The organism is Clostridioides sp. ZZV15-6388, assembly GCF_020657755.1.
Classification (GTDB): domain Bacteria; phylum Bacillota; class Clostridia; order Peptostreptococcales; family Peptostreptococcaceae; genus Clostridioides.
This window is the reverse complement of the sequence record NZ_JAGWCU010000012.1, coordinates 1-17,620: the sequence shown is the minus strand read 5'-3', so window position 1 is coordinate 17,620 and position 17,620 is coordinate 1. Positions and strand designations below refer to the sequence as shown.

The following is a 17,620-nucleotide window of genomic DNA, read 5'->3' as shown; positions in this document are numbered from 1 at the left end:
ATTAAACTAAATAGGCTGTCTCTTCTTAGAAATTATTTTCCATTAAGAGGCAGCCCCATTAATATTTAGTAAATTTTCTATAAGTAGCTTTATTGAACCACTCTATCATCTACCTTAGTATCCTTATATTGCTCTAATAACATATCTATTTCTTGTTTTAATTCTAAAATTTCGGTTATGTTTTTGTCTGTTTCAGTTCTATCCAACTTTCTTTGATACTGCATAGCTTTATGTGTATCACCTAAGTCATATAACTCTTGTATTCTATTTAGAGTGTCTCTAATGGCTATAGACTTCATTTGATACATAGCCTGAGCTTTCATTATATCCTCTCTTATTTCACTCATTTCTTGGTCTAAGAGAAACGCAGCATCAGACGCTCTTCTAAGTCTTTCTGCTAGAGTCTCAGGTATGTAATGGTCATATTTATATTTTAATGAATGTTCTATTGTAGCCCAGAAATTCATTGCAAGAGTTCTTATTTGTATTTCACATATAATTTCTTTTGAGCCCGCAATTGAGTTTATAGGATATTTTATTATAACATGATAGCTTCTATAGCCACTATCTTTGTAGTTTGTAATATAATCTTTTTCTCCTATTATAGTCATATCATTTCTTACTTTTATCAAATCAACTATAGAATATATATCTTCAACAAACTGGCACATTATTCTTATACCAGCGATATCATCAATTTCAGTTTCTAAATCTTTTGCATTTAGCCTTTTTAACTTAGATATTATGGAAGATATTTTTTTTGTCCTTCCTGTGACAAATTCTATGGGAGAATATTCGCCTTTTGCTAAATATTCTTTTCTTATATTTTTAAATTTTATTTTCAATTCTTCTACTGCATGTTCATAAGGCGCTAGTATTTCATTCCATTTTTCGTATTCCATATTGCTCACCCTTTATTTGTTTTTTATGACCTTCTTTATTTTATCATAATTTATTTTGTTTTTGTATAGTAAAGCAATTCTCCATCCTCTAAGATATACCCTATTTCGTCTAAATCAATTAGGTAACTTATAACAGATACCAACGAAGATTTAAAAAAATGATACTCTTTATAATTATTGCTTAAATTATTGTTATTTATAATATTTTTTAGTAAAATTTCTAAAGATTTTGGTTTTTCAAGTAACTGTCTTATTTGGTATAAATATTTCTCTAAAGCATTCAAATGCTTTTCTATTAATTTATAAGCATCTTCTTTTGATATCACTTGTTTTCCATGACCCAAAACTAAATACTCAAAATCTATACCTTTTAACTTTTCTAATGAGTTCATTTGTTCTTGTATATCATATAAAAATAAGAAATCATATTTTGATAGAATTTCATCTCCTATCAAAAGGTCTCCCACAAAAATCACCTTATCTTTAGTTAAAATGGCTATACTTCCAGGTGTATGTCCCTGAAATTCAATTATATCAAACATTTCATTATTTAATTCCAGCCTACCTGCATCTATAGTTTTATCTATTTCTATATCATCTAACATTTTACTTTTTAAAATATTATCCATAAATATATTGCTTTTCCCCCCAACAATATACTTTGAAAATAACTCTGGGTTTTCTATATATAACTTATCGTATTTTGATGACATTACACACACATCTTTATAATGTTCTTTAAATTGATTACATGCCCCATAGTGGTCATCATGGCCATGAGTATTTATAATATATCTAACTTGTATTTTATTTTCATCCAATACTTTGGTTACTCTTCTGGGCCTCGAACCACATAATCCTGGGTCTATCATAAGTGCTGTATTATCCTCAAACACATATATTCCTGTATTTGTACCACCTTTTATAAAGAAAGTATTTCCTTTTACTTTTGTTAGATTCACCATCTTCACCTCATTTTGACAATATTTATACTACAAGTTATTATTTATTTAATATAAGACTCTAGTAGAATAAGCCTTTTTATTCTATTAATAGTTCTTTTTTTTATTTTAGGTTCTTTAGATATCCTTATTTTTACATTATATGCTAAATCTCTGTAAAATAGCGATTCTATAAAATATTCAACTATACCTCTATCCTTAAAATCTATATCTATAATGCTATTAGAATAAAGTTTTGAATCTAGTATCATAAGTTTATCAAAAAAGCTTAATCTCTCAGATTTGCTCAAATAACCTTTGCCTGGAATAAAGCTTTCACAATAATCTATTCTATAATTTACCACTTCATCATTTATTTCAAATCCATATTGTCTCTTCATCAACTCTTTATAGTCATTATTTTTCTTAGTGACATTATCTAGATTTTTGTTATAGTCCGCTTTTTTCCAATGTCCAAATAATCTGCAATTTAGTGGTCTAACTTCATATATTAAACACCTATTATCGTCGTCTTTGAATGGACATGAATTTTTTTTGGAATACTCTTCAAAATAATAGTCTACTATTTTACTTATACATCTTCTTCTTAAATCCGCTCTATCTTCAAGATAACAAAATATATTCAAAAACTCAATTAAATTTATACCTACTGATTCCATGCAACAATTACCACAACCAGAACAATTTCCAGTTGGTAAGGATTCATATACATCATTTAGTTCATTAAAGAGCTTATTTTTAGTGGAATAATCTATACAATTTAAAATATCTTTATTTTTTATACTAGTCATTATTATTACTCCTTGTTATAATTATTAAGTTAATACAAACAATTATTATAACATATTTTTTAAATTTAATCGCATGAGGAGGCATTTTATGAATAGATATACAAAAATCATTAATATGATGGGAAGTTACTATACAAAAGACTTTGAAAAAGAAAAAAAGAATGTAGTAAAAGTTAGAGAAGTTAAAGAAGACACTGTTAAAAAATTTTTCTTACAAGGTGACTGTGAAGTTCTAGTAGTATTTGAAGATACTGGCAAAGAAATACTTATTGACGATTTTTCTCCTGAAGAAGATATCAAAAAATACTTAGGAGTAAAATTTATAAATAAAAAAAGATAGTTATTAAAACCAATCATCTAAAATATATAATAATAACTACATGTAGTTATTATTATATATTTTCACAATCGAAAGTTATCTTTTATCTCTTTTTTAGACTTTAAGATAGCTTTTTTTCTATTTTTTGTAAAATAATTCCATAATCCACACTAATATTTCACAAAATGATATAATATAACAAATAGATAAATTTTTTAAGTTTCTTAATACTTAATATTTTGCGAGGTGATTTTATGCAAATTTATTTTAGAGTTAAAGCTGTTGGCAAACGTAGACCTATGCTAGAACTTACCCCCTTTGATTTATCTGACAACATCAATTGCCTAAAAGAGGCTATCTCTGAAATTGTATCTAAAAATGTTCTTGAATATAATGAAAAGACCCCAGAAAAATCAATAATAAGCTTTTTAACTAGCGAAGAGATTGAGTCTCAAGCTACCATTGGAAAAGTTGGATTCGGCTCTATCTACAATGAAAACAAACAATCTGTAGAAAAAGCCATAGAAGTTGCACTACAAGCATTTGAAGATGGAATCTATAAAGTTCTTATAAACGAAGATGTTATTGAAGAACTCAATTCTCCTATAAATTTAAAAGATGGTGATATATTCACTTTTATAAGACTCACTCTACTTGCTGGAAGGATGTTTTAAAATAAATAAATTGGAGGTACATAAATGTCAGAACGTACTAGAGTAGAAAAAAATCCTAAAATAATTGAAGATTTTAAAAACAATTTTACTAAATCTTCTTCAAAACCATATTACGACTTAGCTAAATCTCTTTGGGATTGTGTAAAGGATGAATCATACTATTATGATGTAAAAGATGAAAATAAATTCTTAGATATGATAAAAAAATACTATAATTGTTATTACTACGAAATTGAAAGTGTAGACACTTTACTTTCTGGCCCTTTAAAAAATGCCTTAGAATTAATGTTTTCTCCTGAACAAGTAGAAGAACTTTGCCAATTAATTAAAAGAAAAATGAATTATCCATATTCAGGAGGATACTATCGTAAAGGATATCGCTCAAATAGACTTAAAGATTATTTTAGAAGTATAATTAGGCTTATTTCACATTATGTTAGTTTGATATATCATGATTTTTCTGTCTTAGATTATCTTACACTTCCAGATAAAGTTCTTCAATATGACTATATAATGAGTGATAAAATCGCACTAGAAATAGATAAAGGAAATAATGATGTCATCAACGCTTTAGAAGAAGTAATTTTTGGAGAAAATCAAACCGCCCTACTTACTAGACAAATGATAATTGGTATTATGAAAAGTCATAGTGAAAAGTGCTATGAAATGCTTTCTAAACTTCTTCTCGCAGCTAAACAACAAGAAGGTCTTAGACAACAAATTGTAGAAAGTCTAGATGAAGGTACAATTCCTGCATCTATCTATATGTTAAAAACTATCTTAGATAACAATTTAGAAAGATTTAGTTCTGTTATAAGAGCTTTGGATACATGGACAGGACTTGGTTTTTCAGACCAAAAACCTGGAATAATTCGTAAGTGCTTAGAACTTTCATATAAATCATTGACTGATGAAGGGTTTCGTATGGAGTCAATTAACAGTAATGATAACCTTGAAATTTATTTTGCTTTATGGGCAACTGCAACTTACAATATCTACGATTCCTACTCTCTTATTGAAAATTTACTTTCACATGATGAAAAGTACAAAAAACTTGTGGCACTTTACTTCTTATCAAACACAGAAAGTACATATTTCAAACACTCTGTTGCATCTAAAAATATTAAAGGTGACGATTTAGAGATACTTGCATGGGTAGTTAGAAACTTCTATGTAGAAAGTTCTGTTGGCTACTATTATAATTGGCAAAACAGAAAAGTTGATTTTGACTTATCAGATTCTCCTATTGATAAAAACTTTGAAGCTAGAAAGGAACAATTTGAAAATCTAAAACATACCTTAGAACTTTTAAATTCAAAAACTAAGGAATTTTCTGGCAGTGTATTTCCATGGTCTTGGGTTGAAATTTCTTCTCACAATATACTTAGGTGCATGATGACATTAACAGCATATGATATGAATACTCAATTTATGGATGTTCTAATGGATAACTGTCATCTTATGAGTTCAGATTTAAGAGCTTCACTTATAGCTAATTTTATAAATGAGCCAAAAACAGATAAACAACGTAGTTTCTTATTAGAATGTTTGAGCGATAAGAGTGTTTCCAATAGAGAAATTGTATTAAGTTTACTTAAAGAACTTGACTTATCAGATGTAGAGTTAGACAGAATAAACAACTTGCTTACTTTAAAAACAAGTTCCATCAGACAAACAGTAATAAAGATTTTACTTGAACAAGATGATTTAAAGCTAGAAAATATTGCTTCTTCTCTAATAAAATCTTCAAATTCGCAAAAATGTCTTGGAGGATTTGAAATTGTAAATTTATTAAAAGACAGTCCTGATAGACAAGAGCTATATAATAAACTTATTTTATTAGTGGAAAGTGTTGATAAGTCTAAAAAGAATACATCTCAAGTTCAGATATTAATTGATAATTTATTAGGTAAAGCAAAAAATGATTATTGTAAAGAAAATGGATTTGGAATATACAACCCTGAAAATAAGGTCCAAATTCCTGAACAATTTGATTTTAAATGCGATTCCTCTAGTCCATCAAAACTTAATAAGATTATTTCCAATTTAAGCTTATCTTCTAATGAGGATTCTGTTTCTATATCAACTAAAAAAGAAGCTAAGAAAATTCTGGATGTAGATATAAATAAAATATTAAAAGTATATGAAAAATTTAATGAACTTATCATTGAAAATGCAGATTATGAGTATGAAGTTGAGAGATGGTCAGGTAATATGGATAAAATACTTTTAGGTTACTCTACATATAATCTAACTCCTATTAAACGTATAACTGGAAATAATAAGGATACTATTGATAATTATCCATTAGCTGAGCTTTGGAGAGAAACTAGCAAGAAACTTCATTTAGATTATAAAACAATCCTTGAGATTTTATTTTATAGTATACGCCCATGTGCTTATCATGAGATAGAGAAAAGTTGGTTTTCATCTATATATTCAAATGTCCTTGATGAAAAAAAACAAAAGAAATTATATTCAAAATTAGAGAAATTAAAATTTGATGTTCTTACAAGAAGAATACTTTCAGTATTACTAAATGAATTTGACCAGAAAGAAATGTTTGAATACTGTTTGGATACATATTACAAACTAAGAAACCTATTAACTACTGAACAATGTAAAAAGCAAAGAGTTGAGTTTACTAAAAACTACTATAGACAAAATGAATACTGCCCTGCTTTAGATGCCCCAATTTTGAACTATTGGCTTGGAAAGGCACATTCATTTATTCATGATGATATTTCCTTTACTAAGTTCTTCTACACTACATTTGCAAATTATCAACTTCTAGAATATAAATTCCCATTTTATACTAATATAGATATATTTGCTCGTGCATATGAATTGGGATTAATGACTGAGGAACAAATCAATCGAGAAATTGTAACTGGATACAATGCAACAAATATAGTACGAATTTTAACGAATCCTAGATGGAGTGGTGATACATTAGAAAAACATCCATGGCTTGAAAACAATATAAAAACTGTTACAAATAGGATTATAGAAATTGAATCACGTAGAGGTGATATGCCAACAGAAGTTTCTCATCTAGCTGATAATATACAACATTTTGAAGGTATGAATTATTTTGTAAATATCTTAGTTGCTCTTGGTAAAGAAACTTTCCAGAGAGGATATTCATATGGCAGTAATTATTCAAAAAAAGATGTTTTGAGTTCTCTACTTAAAAATTGTTATCCTACTAAAGAAGATAATTCTAAGGAATTAAAAAATTTACTTAAAACTACTGATATTACTGAATTAAGATTAATAGAAGCTGCTATGTATGCTCCTCAATGGGTAAACATAATTGAAAAATATTTAAACTGGAAAGGTTTAAAGAGTACAATTTGGTATTTCCATGCACATATAAATGAAGGATTCTCTGCTCAAAAAGAATCAGAGGTTGCTCTATTCTCTCCTATATCACCACAGAGTTTCATGGATGGAGCATTTGATGTAGATTGGTTTTTGGATTCATATAAAACTATTGGAGAAGAAAGATTCAATATCCTTTACAAATCAGCTAAATACATAACTAGTGGCGGAAACTCTCACAGACGTGCACAGCTTTATGCTGATGCTACACTTGGAAAGCTTGATAAAGACATGCTGATGAAAGAAATTGAAACAAATAGAAATCAAGATAAATTGAGAAGTTTCTCTTTACTTCCTATGAAAAAAGGTGACCTTAAAGAAGCAACTTTCCGTTATGAATTTATTCAAAAGTTTGCTAAAGAAAGCAAACAATTTGGTGCACAACGTCGTGAAAGTGAATCAAAAGCTTGTGCAATAGCAATGGAAAACTTAGCTAGAAGTGCTGGTTTTGAAGATATCAATCGTATGATGTGGGCTCTTGAAACGGAAAAGCTAAATGAAGTTGCTCATATGTTTAAACCAAAAGATATTGATGGAACTTCACTTTGGATAGATGTTGATGAAAAAGGAAAAACATCTATAAAAGTCCAAAAAGGCGATAAGGCTTTAAAAAGTGTGCCAAAAGCACTTGCAAAACATCCATATGTACTTGAACTTAAATCAGTACAAAAAGATTTAAAAAGTCAGTATTCTCGTGCAAAACAAAGTTTAGAGCAAGCTATGAAAAATGAAACAGTATTTACAGTTAAGGAAATCTCCAATATCTATAAAAACCCAGTTATTTGTCCTTTAGTTAAAAATCTAGTTTGGGTATGTGATGATACTATTGGATATATCTATAATGATAAGTCTAAGTTCTTTATTTGTGATACAACTGGTGAATCTTATAGATTAACTGCAAAAAATAAATTAAAACTTGCACATCCAGTTCATCTATTTGAATCTGGTAAGTGGAGTGAATTCCAACATGACTTATTTGATAAGCAAATTGTTCAACCATTTAAGCAAGTGTTCCGTGAATATTATAGAATAAATGCTGATGAATTGTCTGAAAAAACTATATCTCGTAGATATGCTGGTCATCAAATCCAGCCAAAGAAAACGGTAGCACTTCTTAGAAATCAACTTTGGACTGTTGACTATGAGGAAGGTTTACAAAAAGTATTCTACAAAGAAAATATAGTAGCAAAGATGTTTGCACTTGCAGATTGGTTTTCACCAGCAGACATTGAACCTCCAACTATTGAAACAGTAGAATTCTTTAATAGAAAGACTTATAAAAGCTTAGAACTAGCTTCTATACCTCCAATTCTTTTCTCTGAAGTTATGCGTGATATAGACCTTGTTGTAAGTGTTGCTCATGCTGGTGGTGTTGACCCTGAGACAAGCCACTCTACTGTAGAGATGCGTATAGCTATTGCTAAAGAGCTACTATTATTATTAAAGATTAAAAATGTCAATTTTGAAGGCTCTCATGCTCTTATAACAGGTAATTTAGGCGATTATTCTGTACACATGGGTTCTGGTATTGTACATAAAAAAGGAATGGGTGCTTTAAATATACTTCCTGTACATTCTCAAAGTAGAGGTAAGATATTCCTTCCATTTGCTGATGAAGACCCTAAGACTGCTGAGATTATGTCTAAGATATTATTGCTTGCTGAAGATAATAAGATTAAAGACCCTAGTATCTTAAGCAATTTATAAATATAAAACTATCTCTAAAATATATTGGACTTTATAATTTTTTAAAGAAAGTCCAATATATTTTACACTATAACTTATATAATTAACTCATAATTACAAATAATTTTTATATAAACTTTTCTTATATATCATCTTTATAGTACTTATTGTATAACGCTAAAAGAATTTGTTCTTCTCTTTTCACTAGAATCTTTTAACCCTATAAAATCTATATAGAAAATCTTTTTCTAGAGATTTGTTTAATATGGCACTTTCTTGAAAATTTATAAACCTTATCTCTAATGAAGATTTATTTATAGGTATAACCTTATGTATAAACCTTAAATTTACTATGTATTGTCTATGAGTCATAAAGAAATTAGGAGGTAGGCGTTTTTTTAAGTCATCAAAGTTCTCATAAAACTTTATTATATCTTCATCTTTAGTGTGTAGATTAATTGCTCTTGAATTTTTCTCAAACATAACTATATCATCAAAATTAATCATATGTATCTGCTTCCTTATTTTATAGACAAAAAGAGTGTCTTCTATAAAATTATTATTAGCAATTTTATGGGAGTTAATATGGTCTATTGCTATATTAATTGAATCAAGTATTTTTTCTTTTTTAAATGGTTTAACTACAAAATCTATAGGATGCACTTTAAAGCTTTCAAGACTATAATCAGCAAAACCTGTCACAAATACTATATGTATATCCTTATCTATAGAAAGAATTTCTTTAGCAGAAGCAATCCCATTTTTATATGGCATATCAATGTCAATAATCAACAAATCTATTTTCTCGTTTTTTATAAATTCAATTGCCTCTATACCATCCTTAACTTTTTTAACGTAATCTACGTATCCAGATTCTTTAACTATATTTGCTATATCATCTCTTACAATTTTATCATCATCGCAAATCAAAACTTTTATCATAGACTTTTCTCCTCCTAACTAATAATATTTTGGGATTAAGATTACAAATTCAGTTAAAAAATCATCACTATTTACAAGTATACTATAATCATACTTATCTAATATGTTTTTAACTAGATGTAGCCCATAACCCCTATCTTGCCCTTCTTTAGTACTAAAGCCATCCCAAAATATACTTTCAACATTATGTATTTTAGGACCATTATTTTTTATAGCTATAATGTACTGAAATTCATCTTCATATGCATGTAATCTTATATATTTCTTTTCCTTTTTTATAGCAGACAAAGACTCTATTGCATTGTCTATTATATTTAATAGTACTGAACTCATATCATTAGGTTCAATCTCTAAATTATCCATAAAATCTTGAATGTAGACATCAAAAGATATATCCTTTTCAAGACATTCCTCATATTTTAATGAAGCTATAGCATCTAAATAAGATACTTTTCCATACCTTGAATTTTTTGATTTAAAACTATTTGATATATTCATTATATATTCTTTGGCATCTTCATCTAACCCAGTATTTAATAGAGAATACACTACTTGCAAATGTTTCAAATAGTCATGTTTTTGACTTCTTAATTTGACGATTATATTATCCTTATGATTTATTTTACTATCTAGTTTTTGTAGTTTGGATTCTTGCTCATTGTTATTATTTATCAATCTTATAAATTTAAATCCTATATAACAACTTAACATAATTAAAATTAAAAAAAGTATAATATTTAATACTCCTTCAAGTAAAGAATTATAGCCTAAACTTAATTGTATATATTGAATACCCCCCATGAATAAAATCCATACAAAACACGATATAAAAAATGTTAATAGTCCTCTTTTTAATATGTCTAATTCTTTGTAAAACCTGTACTTATTCATTATAAGGTTACTAAATATAAACAAAGCTAATATTACTACAGGAAATATAAAATTGTTCTCCATAATTCCCCTCCCCTCTGCAATTTATATGAGAATTATATCATTTAAAAAAAAATATGTAAAAAGTCAAAATTTACATATAGCTTAATTAAACTTGTAAAAATACATATAAATTTATACAATTAACTACTTAAAACTTGAAAATACTTACTTTGCTATATATTTTAAATAAATATATAATTGATTTAGTTAAGAAAGGAAGTGGTAAATATGAAAGATAATCTGAAAATAGTACTAAGGTACATAAAAAGTTATAAAGCTAGATCTTTAGCAATTGCTCTGAGTATAATTCTTGCTACATCACTTATTGTTGGTATTGGTACCCTCTCAAGAAGTGCTCAGCAAGCAGATGTAGATAGAATGAAAAGAGAAACTGGAGCTGACCATGTATACTTTAAAAATGTAAAGAGAAATCAATTAGAATCCATAAAATCTAGCAAAGATATTAAAAATCTAGGTATAACATCTTACTATGCGTCTACAGATGTTAATGAAAAATTACCTATAAACATACTACATGCAAATAAAAATTACTTGACTAGTCATTCTAAACTTATAAAAGGTCGATTTCCAAAAGCTAGCAATGAGGTGGTAGTCGAGAAATGGATTTTAAATAGTATGGGTTTAAAACCAGAGATAAATCAAGACCTTACTTTTAAATTATATCAAAAAGAAAATCCAGAAACTTTTAAAGTTGTTGGAATACTTGAAGATAGATTTATAGAGAAACAAAAGGGGATGTGTGAAATTTTTTTGAATCTCAATGAATCAAAATTGGATAATTTTAAAACTTATATTGAATTTAATGAAGACAGTAATATAAATACAAACATAGACAATATAGCAAAAAATGCTATATTGGATAAGGAAAGTGTGAGAAGAAACTCAATGCTTATAGAGTCTACCATGAAAAATGGTACTTTAGATGACTCAAGTAAATATACTGCAATTGCTATGAGCCTATTTTCTGGTATTGTAATATATAGTATCTATGTTATATCAATATACCAAAGAATACAGGAATATGGTGTCTTAAGAGCTATTGGATCCACTAATTTTAGGATTTTTAAACTTATGTTTTATGAACTTTTCATACTTGCTTTGATAGCAATGCCTATAGGTATATGTACAGGTATGGGGGGTGCACAAATATTTAATAGGTCTGCAGGAAATATTCAATTTGAAGGAAATATAAAGGTTACACCTTTTGTTATTCCAGATAAAATAATCCTCTTATCAATTGCATCTACAATACTAATAATACTAATTATAAGTTTCTTTACATACTTAAAAATAAGAAGAATTTCTCCTATTGATGCTATCAGAAAAACTTTTGGAACTAATAAAAATGTAACCAAAGTTAATTCTTTAATATCAAAATTAACTTTAAATATATCAGTAACAAAATCTATATCTGCGAAAAACATCTTTAGAAATAAAAAGGGCTTCATTATAATTGTATTATCTATGAGTATAGGAGGTATAATCGTCATAAAAGACAATTATAAATCTTCTTTTTTAGATGTCCAAAACAAAAGCTCTCAAGAACAAACATATATGAATGCAGATTTTATTCTATCAAATACTTTTTCCAATGAAACTGGTAACAATACTTCTTTCAAGGATATAAAGGGTTTTAATGATAATCAAATAGATAAAATAAAAAATATAGATGGAATTGACAAAGTCAAAACTGCTAGTATCTTAAACACGAGAATAGAGGTAGATAAAATAAATAGATTAGATTACTACGAAGCTATAAATTCAACTCTTTATTATAAGGAATATCCTCTATTTACAAAAAATAATACTACTGGAAAATATACACTAAAGCAAAAGCTAAGAGGTTATAATGATGAGATGATAAAGTCATTAGAAAAATACTTAGTAAGTGGAAATATAAACTTGAAAAAAATGAAAAAAGAAAACTTAGCTATAGTATACGTACCAGAAATTTCTAAAACGAAAAAATACCAGAAGACTTTTACCCATGGTAAAGGAACACCAGCTGTAGATATAAAAGTAGGCGATACTATAAAAGTCAAATATCCAAATGGTAGAATAGATATGGACCTTTATGAAAGTCAAAAAGATAATTATGAATACCTAGAATATGAATTTAAAGTTGGAGCTATTGTAAATTATCCTTTTGCAGATAGTAGTACGTACTCTGGAGATGATGGTGTAGATGTAATAACGAGTAGCGAATATCTAAAAAAATTAACTGGTGTAGATAAGTATAACTTAGTTTATGCAGACCTTAATGAAAATGCAAACAGTAAAAAAATAAATAAACTTTTAGGTAAAATTGGAAGTGAAGTCGCTGGAACTACAACAATAGATATGATGGTAGAAAAAGAAAACTCTGATAAGATGACATCTAGATCCATGATTTATAATTATGGCATAGTAGCAATAATGTTCATAATTAGTGTGCTTAACATAATAAATAACATAAGTTATAACTTAACTTCAAGAACTAGCGAATTTGGAATGTTAAGGGCTATTGGTATCTCTGAGAGAGAATTTAAAAATATGATACTCTATGAGGGAATATTATATGGAGTACTCTCAAGTGTAATTACCATCGTGTCAGGACTTATAATACAATTTAAAATGTATTATCTACAGGACTTTGCATCATATGGATTAGATTTTACAATAGATTACAAAATATATATACTAGTTGTTTTAGCAAATATAATTGTAGGTATTCTAGCTACATGTATTCCATCAAGGAAGATAAATAAAATTAGTATAGTTGAAGCTATAAACATCACAGAATAGGAGGGGTAATTATGCCTATATTGGAAACTATTAACTTAGGTAAGATTTATGGAAAAAAGGAAACATCTGTACATGCACTAAAGGATGCAAATTTAAAAATAAATAAGGGTGAATTTGTTGCGATAATTGGTCCAAGTGGAAGCGGTAAAAGCACATTTCTACATTTAGTAGGAGGTCTTGAGAGACCAAGTAATGGTACTATAAAAGTCGCTGGTAAAGATATATGTTGTCTTTCAGATAAAGAACTAGCAAGATATAGAAGACAAAAGGTAGGATTTGTATTTCAACAGTATAATCTAATTCCTGTATTAAATGTAAAAGAAAACATAGAATTGCCACTAAAGTTAGACAATAAAAAAATCGATGAAGAATACATAGAAGACCTTATAAATCTATTAGGTCTTAATGAAAGGAAAAATCATCTTCCTAATCAATTATCTGGTGGTCAACAGCAAAGAGTTGCAATTGCACGTGCTTTATCTGCAAAACCAAGTATCATCTTAGCAGATGAACCAACAGGAAATTTGGATAGTAAAACTACAGAAGAGGTCATGGATTTACTAAAAAGTTCTATAAAAAAATATAACCAAACGCTTATCATAATAACACATAATGAAAATATTGCTAGAAAAGCAGACCGAATTATATCTATAATAGATGGAGAGCTTAGTTAAACTAACACTCTAAAACTACTTATAGAAAAGAGGATTTAAATGTTATTAGTTTTAGGTAATTTAAATTTAGACTTGGATTTTGACTACAGAATAATAAGAGAAGATAATGATGATGTAGATATATTTATAGATATTAATTATCGTAGCTTAGATATAGATACTGATGGCTCTAACTTATTTAATTCTAGAATCCAATTCCCATTTGTAAGAGCATTAATTCTAAGGTTGAATAAAAACAATCATTGCATGACAATTCATTTGTTAAGAGATATAGATTTATTTTCTGCCTTTGCTAACTTCGAGGTAGATTACAGCGACTCTGTAATAAATATAAAAAATCAAAATGAGAAAGTTATTCTAAATAAATCTATCAAAAAGTAATAAGGGGGCCTTAATAGGCCCCAGTTTTTTTGTTTTCTATACCTATTATATCATGATAAATAGATTAGTCAATAGAATTTTCTGAATATTTTTATAATTTTTTCATAAAGTTTTTTATATATTTTGCTTTAAAATTATATGTAATAAAAAAATTTTGTGACTAATTTTAAAGTTAATTGATTAAATATACATATTCAAAATTAATATGAATTTTCTTACCTTTTCTCACTTTTATTTAGGTTTTAAGTTATAGTCTATTATTAGCAAATTACTTATATGAGCCTAATAAAATTCTATTTATATGCAAATCTAATAATTTATATTCAAGTCTAATAACTTATATTCAAGTCCAATAGAATCGATATTCTAAAATGAATATTATTTACCATAATAAACTTTCAAATATATCTCTTTTAATTCACTCATCAATGGATATCTAGGATTAGCACCTGTACATTGGTCATCAAATGCTTGTTCAACCATAGCATCTAATCCCTCTAAGAATTTAGCTTCATCTACTCCTGCTTCTTTTATAGTCTTAGGAAGACCCACTCTTGCCTTTAATTCATCTATTGCTTTTATAAGATTATCCACTTTTTCTTGGTCTGTATTCCCTTTAATTCCTGCAAAAGAAGCAAATTCAGCATATCTTTGTATACAATCAGGGTGTCTGTATTGTGAAAATGCACCCATTTTATTTGGAGCCTCTGCACAATTGAACTTGATTACTTCATTTATTAATAATGCATTTGCAACACCATGTTGAACATGGTGGAATGCACCAAGTTTATGTGCCATAGAGTGGCAAATTCCTAAGAAAGCATTCGCAAAAGCCATACCAGCCATAGTAGATGCCATTGCCATTTTTTCTCTTGCTACTTTATCAGTTTTTCCATTTTTATATGCACGAGGTAAATACTCAAATATTATTTTACCTGCTTGAAGTGCTAGTCCATCAGCTGGTTCAGTTCTTAACATAGATACATATGCTTCTAGTGCATGTGTTAAGGCATCAACACCTGACGCTGCTGTTAATCTTGGTGGCATTTCCATCATCATATCTGCATCAATTATAGCCATATTTGGCATTAATTCATAATCTGCTAATGGATATTTTACACCTGAATCTTGGTCAGTTATAACTGCAAATGGAGTTACTTCTGAACCAGTTCCTGCTGAAGTCGGAATAGCTGCAAAGTATGCTTTTTCACCCATCTTAGGGAATGCATATACTCTTTTTCTTATATCCATAAATCTCATCGCTAAATCTTGGAAATCTATTTCTGGATGTTCATACATTACCCACATTATCTTGCCGGCATCCATTGCACTACCTCCACCTACAGATATTATTAAGTCTGGTTGGAAATCAGCCATAGCCTTAGCCCCTTCTCTTGCACAAGCTAGTGTTGGGTCTGGAGCAACATCAAAGAATGTAGTATGCTTAATTCCCATTTCATCTAATAAATCAGTTAGTTTCTTAGTATATCCATTATTGTAAAGGAAAGAGTCTGTTACTATAAAAGCTTTCTTTTTGTTCATAACATCTTTAAATTCTCTTGCTGCTACACCTAAACATCCTTTTTTGAAATAAACTTTTTGTGGGGCTCTAAACCAAAGCATATTCTCTCTCCTTTCAGCTACTGTCTTGATATTAAGTAAATGCTTAACTCCTACGTTTTCTGATACAGAGTTTCCACCCCAAGAACCGCAACCAAGAGTAAGAGATGGAGCTAATTTAAAGTTATATAAATCACCTATACCACCTTGTGATGATGGAGTATTAACTAATACTCTACAAGTCTTCATAGCATTTACAAACTTCTCTACTCTCTCTGGTTGATTTATAGAGTCTACATACAATGATGAAGTATGACCATACCCACCATCAGCGACTAATTTTTCAGCCTTAGCAACTGCATCTTCAAAACTCTTAGACTTGTACATTGCAAGGACAGGAGAAAGTTTTTCATGTGCAAAAGGTTCCTCTACTTCAACAGATTCAACTTCGCCAATTATTATCCTAGCTGTTTTTGGCACTTCTACATCCGCCATTTTAGCTATTACATGGGCTGGTTGCCCAACTATTTTGGCATTTAAAGTTCCATCAATTATTACTACTTTACCTACCTTTTCTGTTTCTTCTTTATTTAAGAAATGTGCTCCACGATATTTAAATTCTTTTTTAACTTCTTCATATATTTTTTCTGGTACTATTACTGCTTGCTCAGAAGCACATATCATACCATTATCAAATGATTTTGATACTAATATTGAACTTACAGCCATTTTTATATCTGCACTCTCATCTATTATTGCAGGTACATTTCCAGGTCCAACTCCAACAGCTGGTTTACCTGAAGAGTATGCAGATTTAACCATTCCAGGTCCACCAGTAGCTAATATAAGGTCTGCTTCTGCCATAACAACATTAGTCAATTCAATTGAAGGCACATCTACCCAACCTATAATACCTTTTGGTGCTCCTGCCTTAACTGCTGCATCATGTACAACTCTAGCCGCTTCTATAGTACAGTTTTTAGCTCTTGGATGAGGTGAAAAAATTATACCATTTCTAGTCTTTAGGGCTATTAGTGATTTGAATATAGCAGTTGATGTAGGGTTAGTTGTTGGTATAACTGCTGATAATACACCTACTGGTTCAGCAATTTTCGTAAATCCAAATGCCTCATCTTTTTCTATGACACCACAAGTTTTAGTATTTTTATAAGCGTTGTATATATATTCTGAAGCAAAATGATTTTTTATAACTTTGTCTTCAACAATACCCATACCAGTCTCTTCAACTGCCATTTTTGCTAGAGGAATTCTCTGTTGATTTGCTGCTGTTGAGGCTGCTAAGAAAATTTTATCTACTTGTTCTTGTGTAAATGTTGCAAATTCTTTTTGTGCTAATCTTATTTCTTCTAGCCTTATTTTTAATGTTTCAACACTGTTGACAATCTCAGGACTACATACTTCAACATTTGACTTTTCTACAATCTTTTCTTTTTTATCCATACCAAAAACCTCCCTAAAATAATTATGCATCCTCATATTTTTTATAAATCTTAAATGCATTATCTATATCTTTTAACCTATACTTAAAATAATTTTATAGATTTAATCTCTACACTTTAGATTTTATTTCCTTTATTGTTCTAGGT

General features: G+C 28.7%; 12 protein-coding genes. 6 read left to right on the top strand and 6 right to left on the bottom strand.

The genetic code is table 11. From position 1 onward, the window contains the following. Window positions 1–89: 89 nt before the first annotated feature. From KGF48_RS09450 to KGF48_RS09440, 3 genes are read right to left on the bottom strand one after another with little or no spacing between them, the layout of a single operon-like run. Window positions 90–902 carry a GTP pyrophosphokinase family protein gene (locus KGF48_RS09450; protein WP_227829310.1) on the bottom strand — a complete coding sequence of 271 codons (813 nt, stop codon included), beginning with the start codon at window positions 900–902 and terminating at the stop codon, window positions 90–92. A 50-nt stretch (window positions 903–952) separates the two neighbouring features. After that, the gene (locus KGF48_RS09445; RefSeq protein WP_413894799.1) at window positions 953–1,864 is read right to left on the bottom strand and encodes an MBL fold metallo-hydrolase; all 912 of its coding nucleotides are present in this window, start codon (window positions 1,862–1,864) and stop codon (window positions 953–955) included. 44 nt (window positions 1,865–1,908) lie between these two features. Beyond that, window positions 1,909–2,655: a YkgJ family cysteine cluster protein gene (locus tag KGF48_RS09440; RefSeq protein ID WP_227838912.1), complete on the bottom strand. Its 747-nt coding sequence runs from the start codon at window positions 2,653–2,655 to the stop codon at window positions 1,909–1,911. An 88-nt stretch (window positions 2,656–2,743) separates the two neighbouring features. Here KGF48_RS09440 and KGF48_RS09435 point away from each other — a divergent pair, with 88 nt between their 5' ends. The 3 genes from KGF48_RS09435 to KGF48_RS09425 all read left to right on the top strand — a co-directional run bounded on the left by KGF48_RS09435 (window position 2,744) and on the right by KGF48_RS09425 (window position 8,739). Next, window positions 2,744–2,995: a hypothetical protein gene (locus KGF48_RS09435; protein WP_227838913.1), complete on the top strand. Its 252-nt coding sequence runs from the start codon at window positions 2,744–2,746 to the stop codon at window positions 2,993–2,995. Window positions 2,996–3,228: 233 nt separating this feature from the next. Then, a complete protein-coding gene (locus KGF48_RS09430) occupies window positions 3,229–3,648 on the top strand; it encodes a hypothetical protein (protein WP_227829306.1) in 420 nt (139 codons plus the stop codon). Between the two features lie 24 nt (window positions 3,649–3,672). Continuing rightward, the gene (locus tag KGF48_RS09425) at window positions 3,673–8,739 is read left to right on the top strand and encodes a DUF4132 domain-containing protein (protein ID WP_227867970.1); all 5,067 of its coding nucleotides are present in this window, start codon (window positions 3,673–3,675) and stop codon (window positions 8,737–8,739) included. 183 nt (window positions 8,740–8,922) lie between these two features. Here the strand turns inward: KGF48_RS09425 and KGF48_RS09420 are convergent, their stop codons facing one another. Both KGF48_RS09420 and KGF48_RS09415 read right to left on the bottom strand, forming a co-directional pair. Next, on the bottom strand, window positions 8,923–9,660 hold the full coding sequence (locus KGF48_RS09420) for a LytR/AlgR family response regulator transcription factor (protein WP_227838915.1): 738 nt from the start codon (window positions 9,658–9,660) through the stop codon (window positions 8,923–8,925). A gap of 18 nt (window positions 9,661–9,678) precedes the next feature. Then, a complete protein-coding gene (locus KGF48_RS09415) occupies window positions 9,679–10,614 on the bottom strand; it encodes a GHKL domain-containing protein (RefSeq protein WP_227838916.1) in 936 nt (311 codons plus the stop codon). A 207-nt stretch (window positions 10,615–10,821) separates the two neighbouring features. Here KGF48_RS09415 and KGF48_RS09410 point away from each other — a divergent pair, with 207 nt between their 5' ends. From KGF48_RS09410 to KGF48_RS09400, 3 genes are read left to right on the top strand one after another with little or no spacing between them, the layout of a single operon-like run. Beyond that, window positions 10,822–13,398: an FtsX-like permease family protein gene (locus tag KGF48_RS09410; protein ID WP_227867969.1), complete on the top strand. Its 2,577-nt coding sequence runs from the start codon at window positions 10,822–10,824 to the stop codon at window positions 13,396–13,398. Window positions 13,399–13,409: 11 nt separating this feature from the next. Continuing rightward, entirely contained in the window at window positions 13,410–14,072 is a 663-nt protein-coding gene (locus KGF48_RS09405; RefSeq protein ID WP_227838918.1) for an ABC transporter ATP-binding protein, read from the top strand. A gap of 39 nt (window positions 14,073–14,111) precedes the next feature. After that, the gene (locus KGF48_RS09400; protein WP_227838919.1) at window positions 14,112–14,453 is read left to right on the top strand and encodes a hypothetical protein; all 342 of its coding nucleotides are present in this window, start codon (window positions 14,112–14,114) and stop codon (window positions 14,451–14,453) included. Between the two features lie 378 nt (window positions 14,454–14,831). On the opposite strand, the gene adhE is transcribed toward KGF48_RS09400, so the two are convergent. Further along, the gene (gene adhE / locus KGF48_RS09395; protein WP_227838920.1) at window positions 14,832–17,474 is read right to left on the bottom strand and encodes a bifunctional acetaldehyde-CoA/alcohol dehydrogenase; all 2,643 of its coding nucleotides are present in this window, start codon (window positions 17,472–17,474) and stop codon (window positions 14,832–14,834) included. Window positions 17,475–17,620: the final 146 nt, after the last annotated feature.

What these genes read in the sequence shown, in the direction of transcription:
- KGF48_RS09450 (WP_227829310.1), bottom strand. Translation starts at nt 902, where the DNA reads ATGGAATACGAAAAATGGAATGAAATACTAGCGCCTTATGAACATGCA.
- KGF48_RS09440 (WP_227838912.1), bottom strand. Translation starts at nt 2,655, where the DNA reads ATGACTAGTATAAAAAATAAAGATATTTTAAATTGTATAGATTATTCC.
- KGF48_RS09435 (WP_227838913.1), top strand. Translation starts at nt 2,744, where the DNA reads ATGAATAGATATACAAAAATCATTAATATGATGGGAAGTTACTATACA.
- KGF48_RS09430 (WP_227829306.1), top strand. Translation starts at nt 3,229, where the DNA reads ATGCAAATTTATTTTAGAGTTAAAGCTGTTGGCAAACGTAGACCTATG.
- KGF48_RS09425 (WP_227867970.1), top strand. Translation starts at nt 3,673, where the DNA reads ATGTCAGAACGTACTAGAGTAGAAAAAAATCCTAAAATAATTGAAGAT.
- KGF48_RS09420 (WP_227838915.1), bottom strand. Translation starts at nt 9,660, where the DNA reads ATGATAAAAGTTTTGATTTGCGATGATGATAAAATTGTAAGAGATGAT.
- KGF48_RS09415 (WP_227838916.1), bottom strand. Translation starts at nt 10,614, where the DNA reads ATGGAGAACAATTTTATATTTCCTGTAGTAATATTAGCTTTGTTTATA.
- KGF48_RS09410 (WP_227867969.1), top strand. Translation starts at nt 10,822, where the DNA reads ATGAAAGATAATCTGAAAATAGTACTAAGGTACATAAAAAGTTATAAA.
- KGF48_RS09405 (WP_227838918.1), top strand. Translation starts at nt 13,410, where the DNA reads ATGCCTATATTGGAAACTATTAACTTAGGTAAGATTTATGGAAAAAAG.
- KGF48_RS09400 (WP_227838919.1), top strand. Translation starts at nt 14,112, where the DNA reads ATGTTATTAGTTTTAGGTAATTTAAATTTAGACTTGGATTTTGACTAC.
- adhE (WP_227838920.1), bottom strand. Translation starts at nt 17,474, where the DNA reads ATGGATAAAAAAGAAAAGATTGTAGAAAAGTCAAATGTTGAAGTATGT.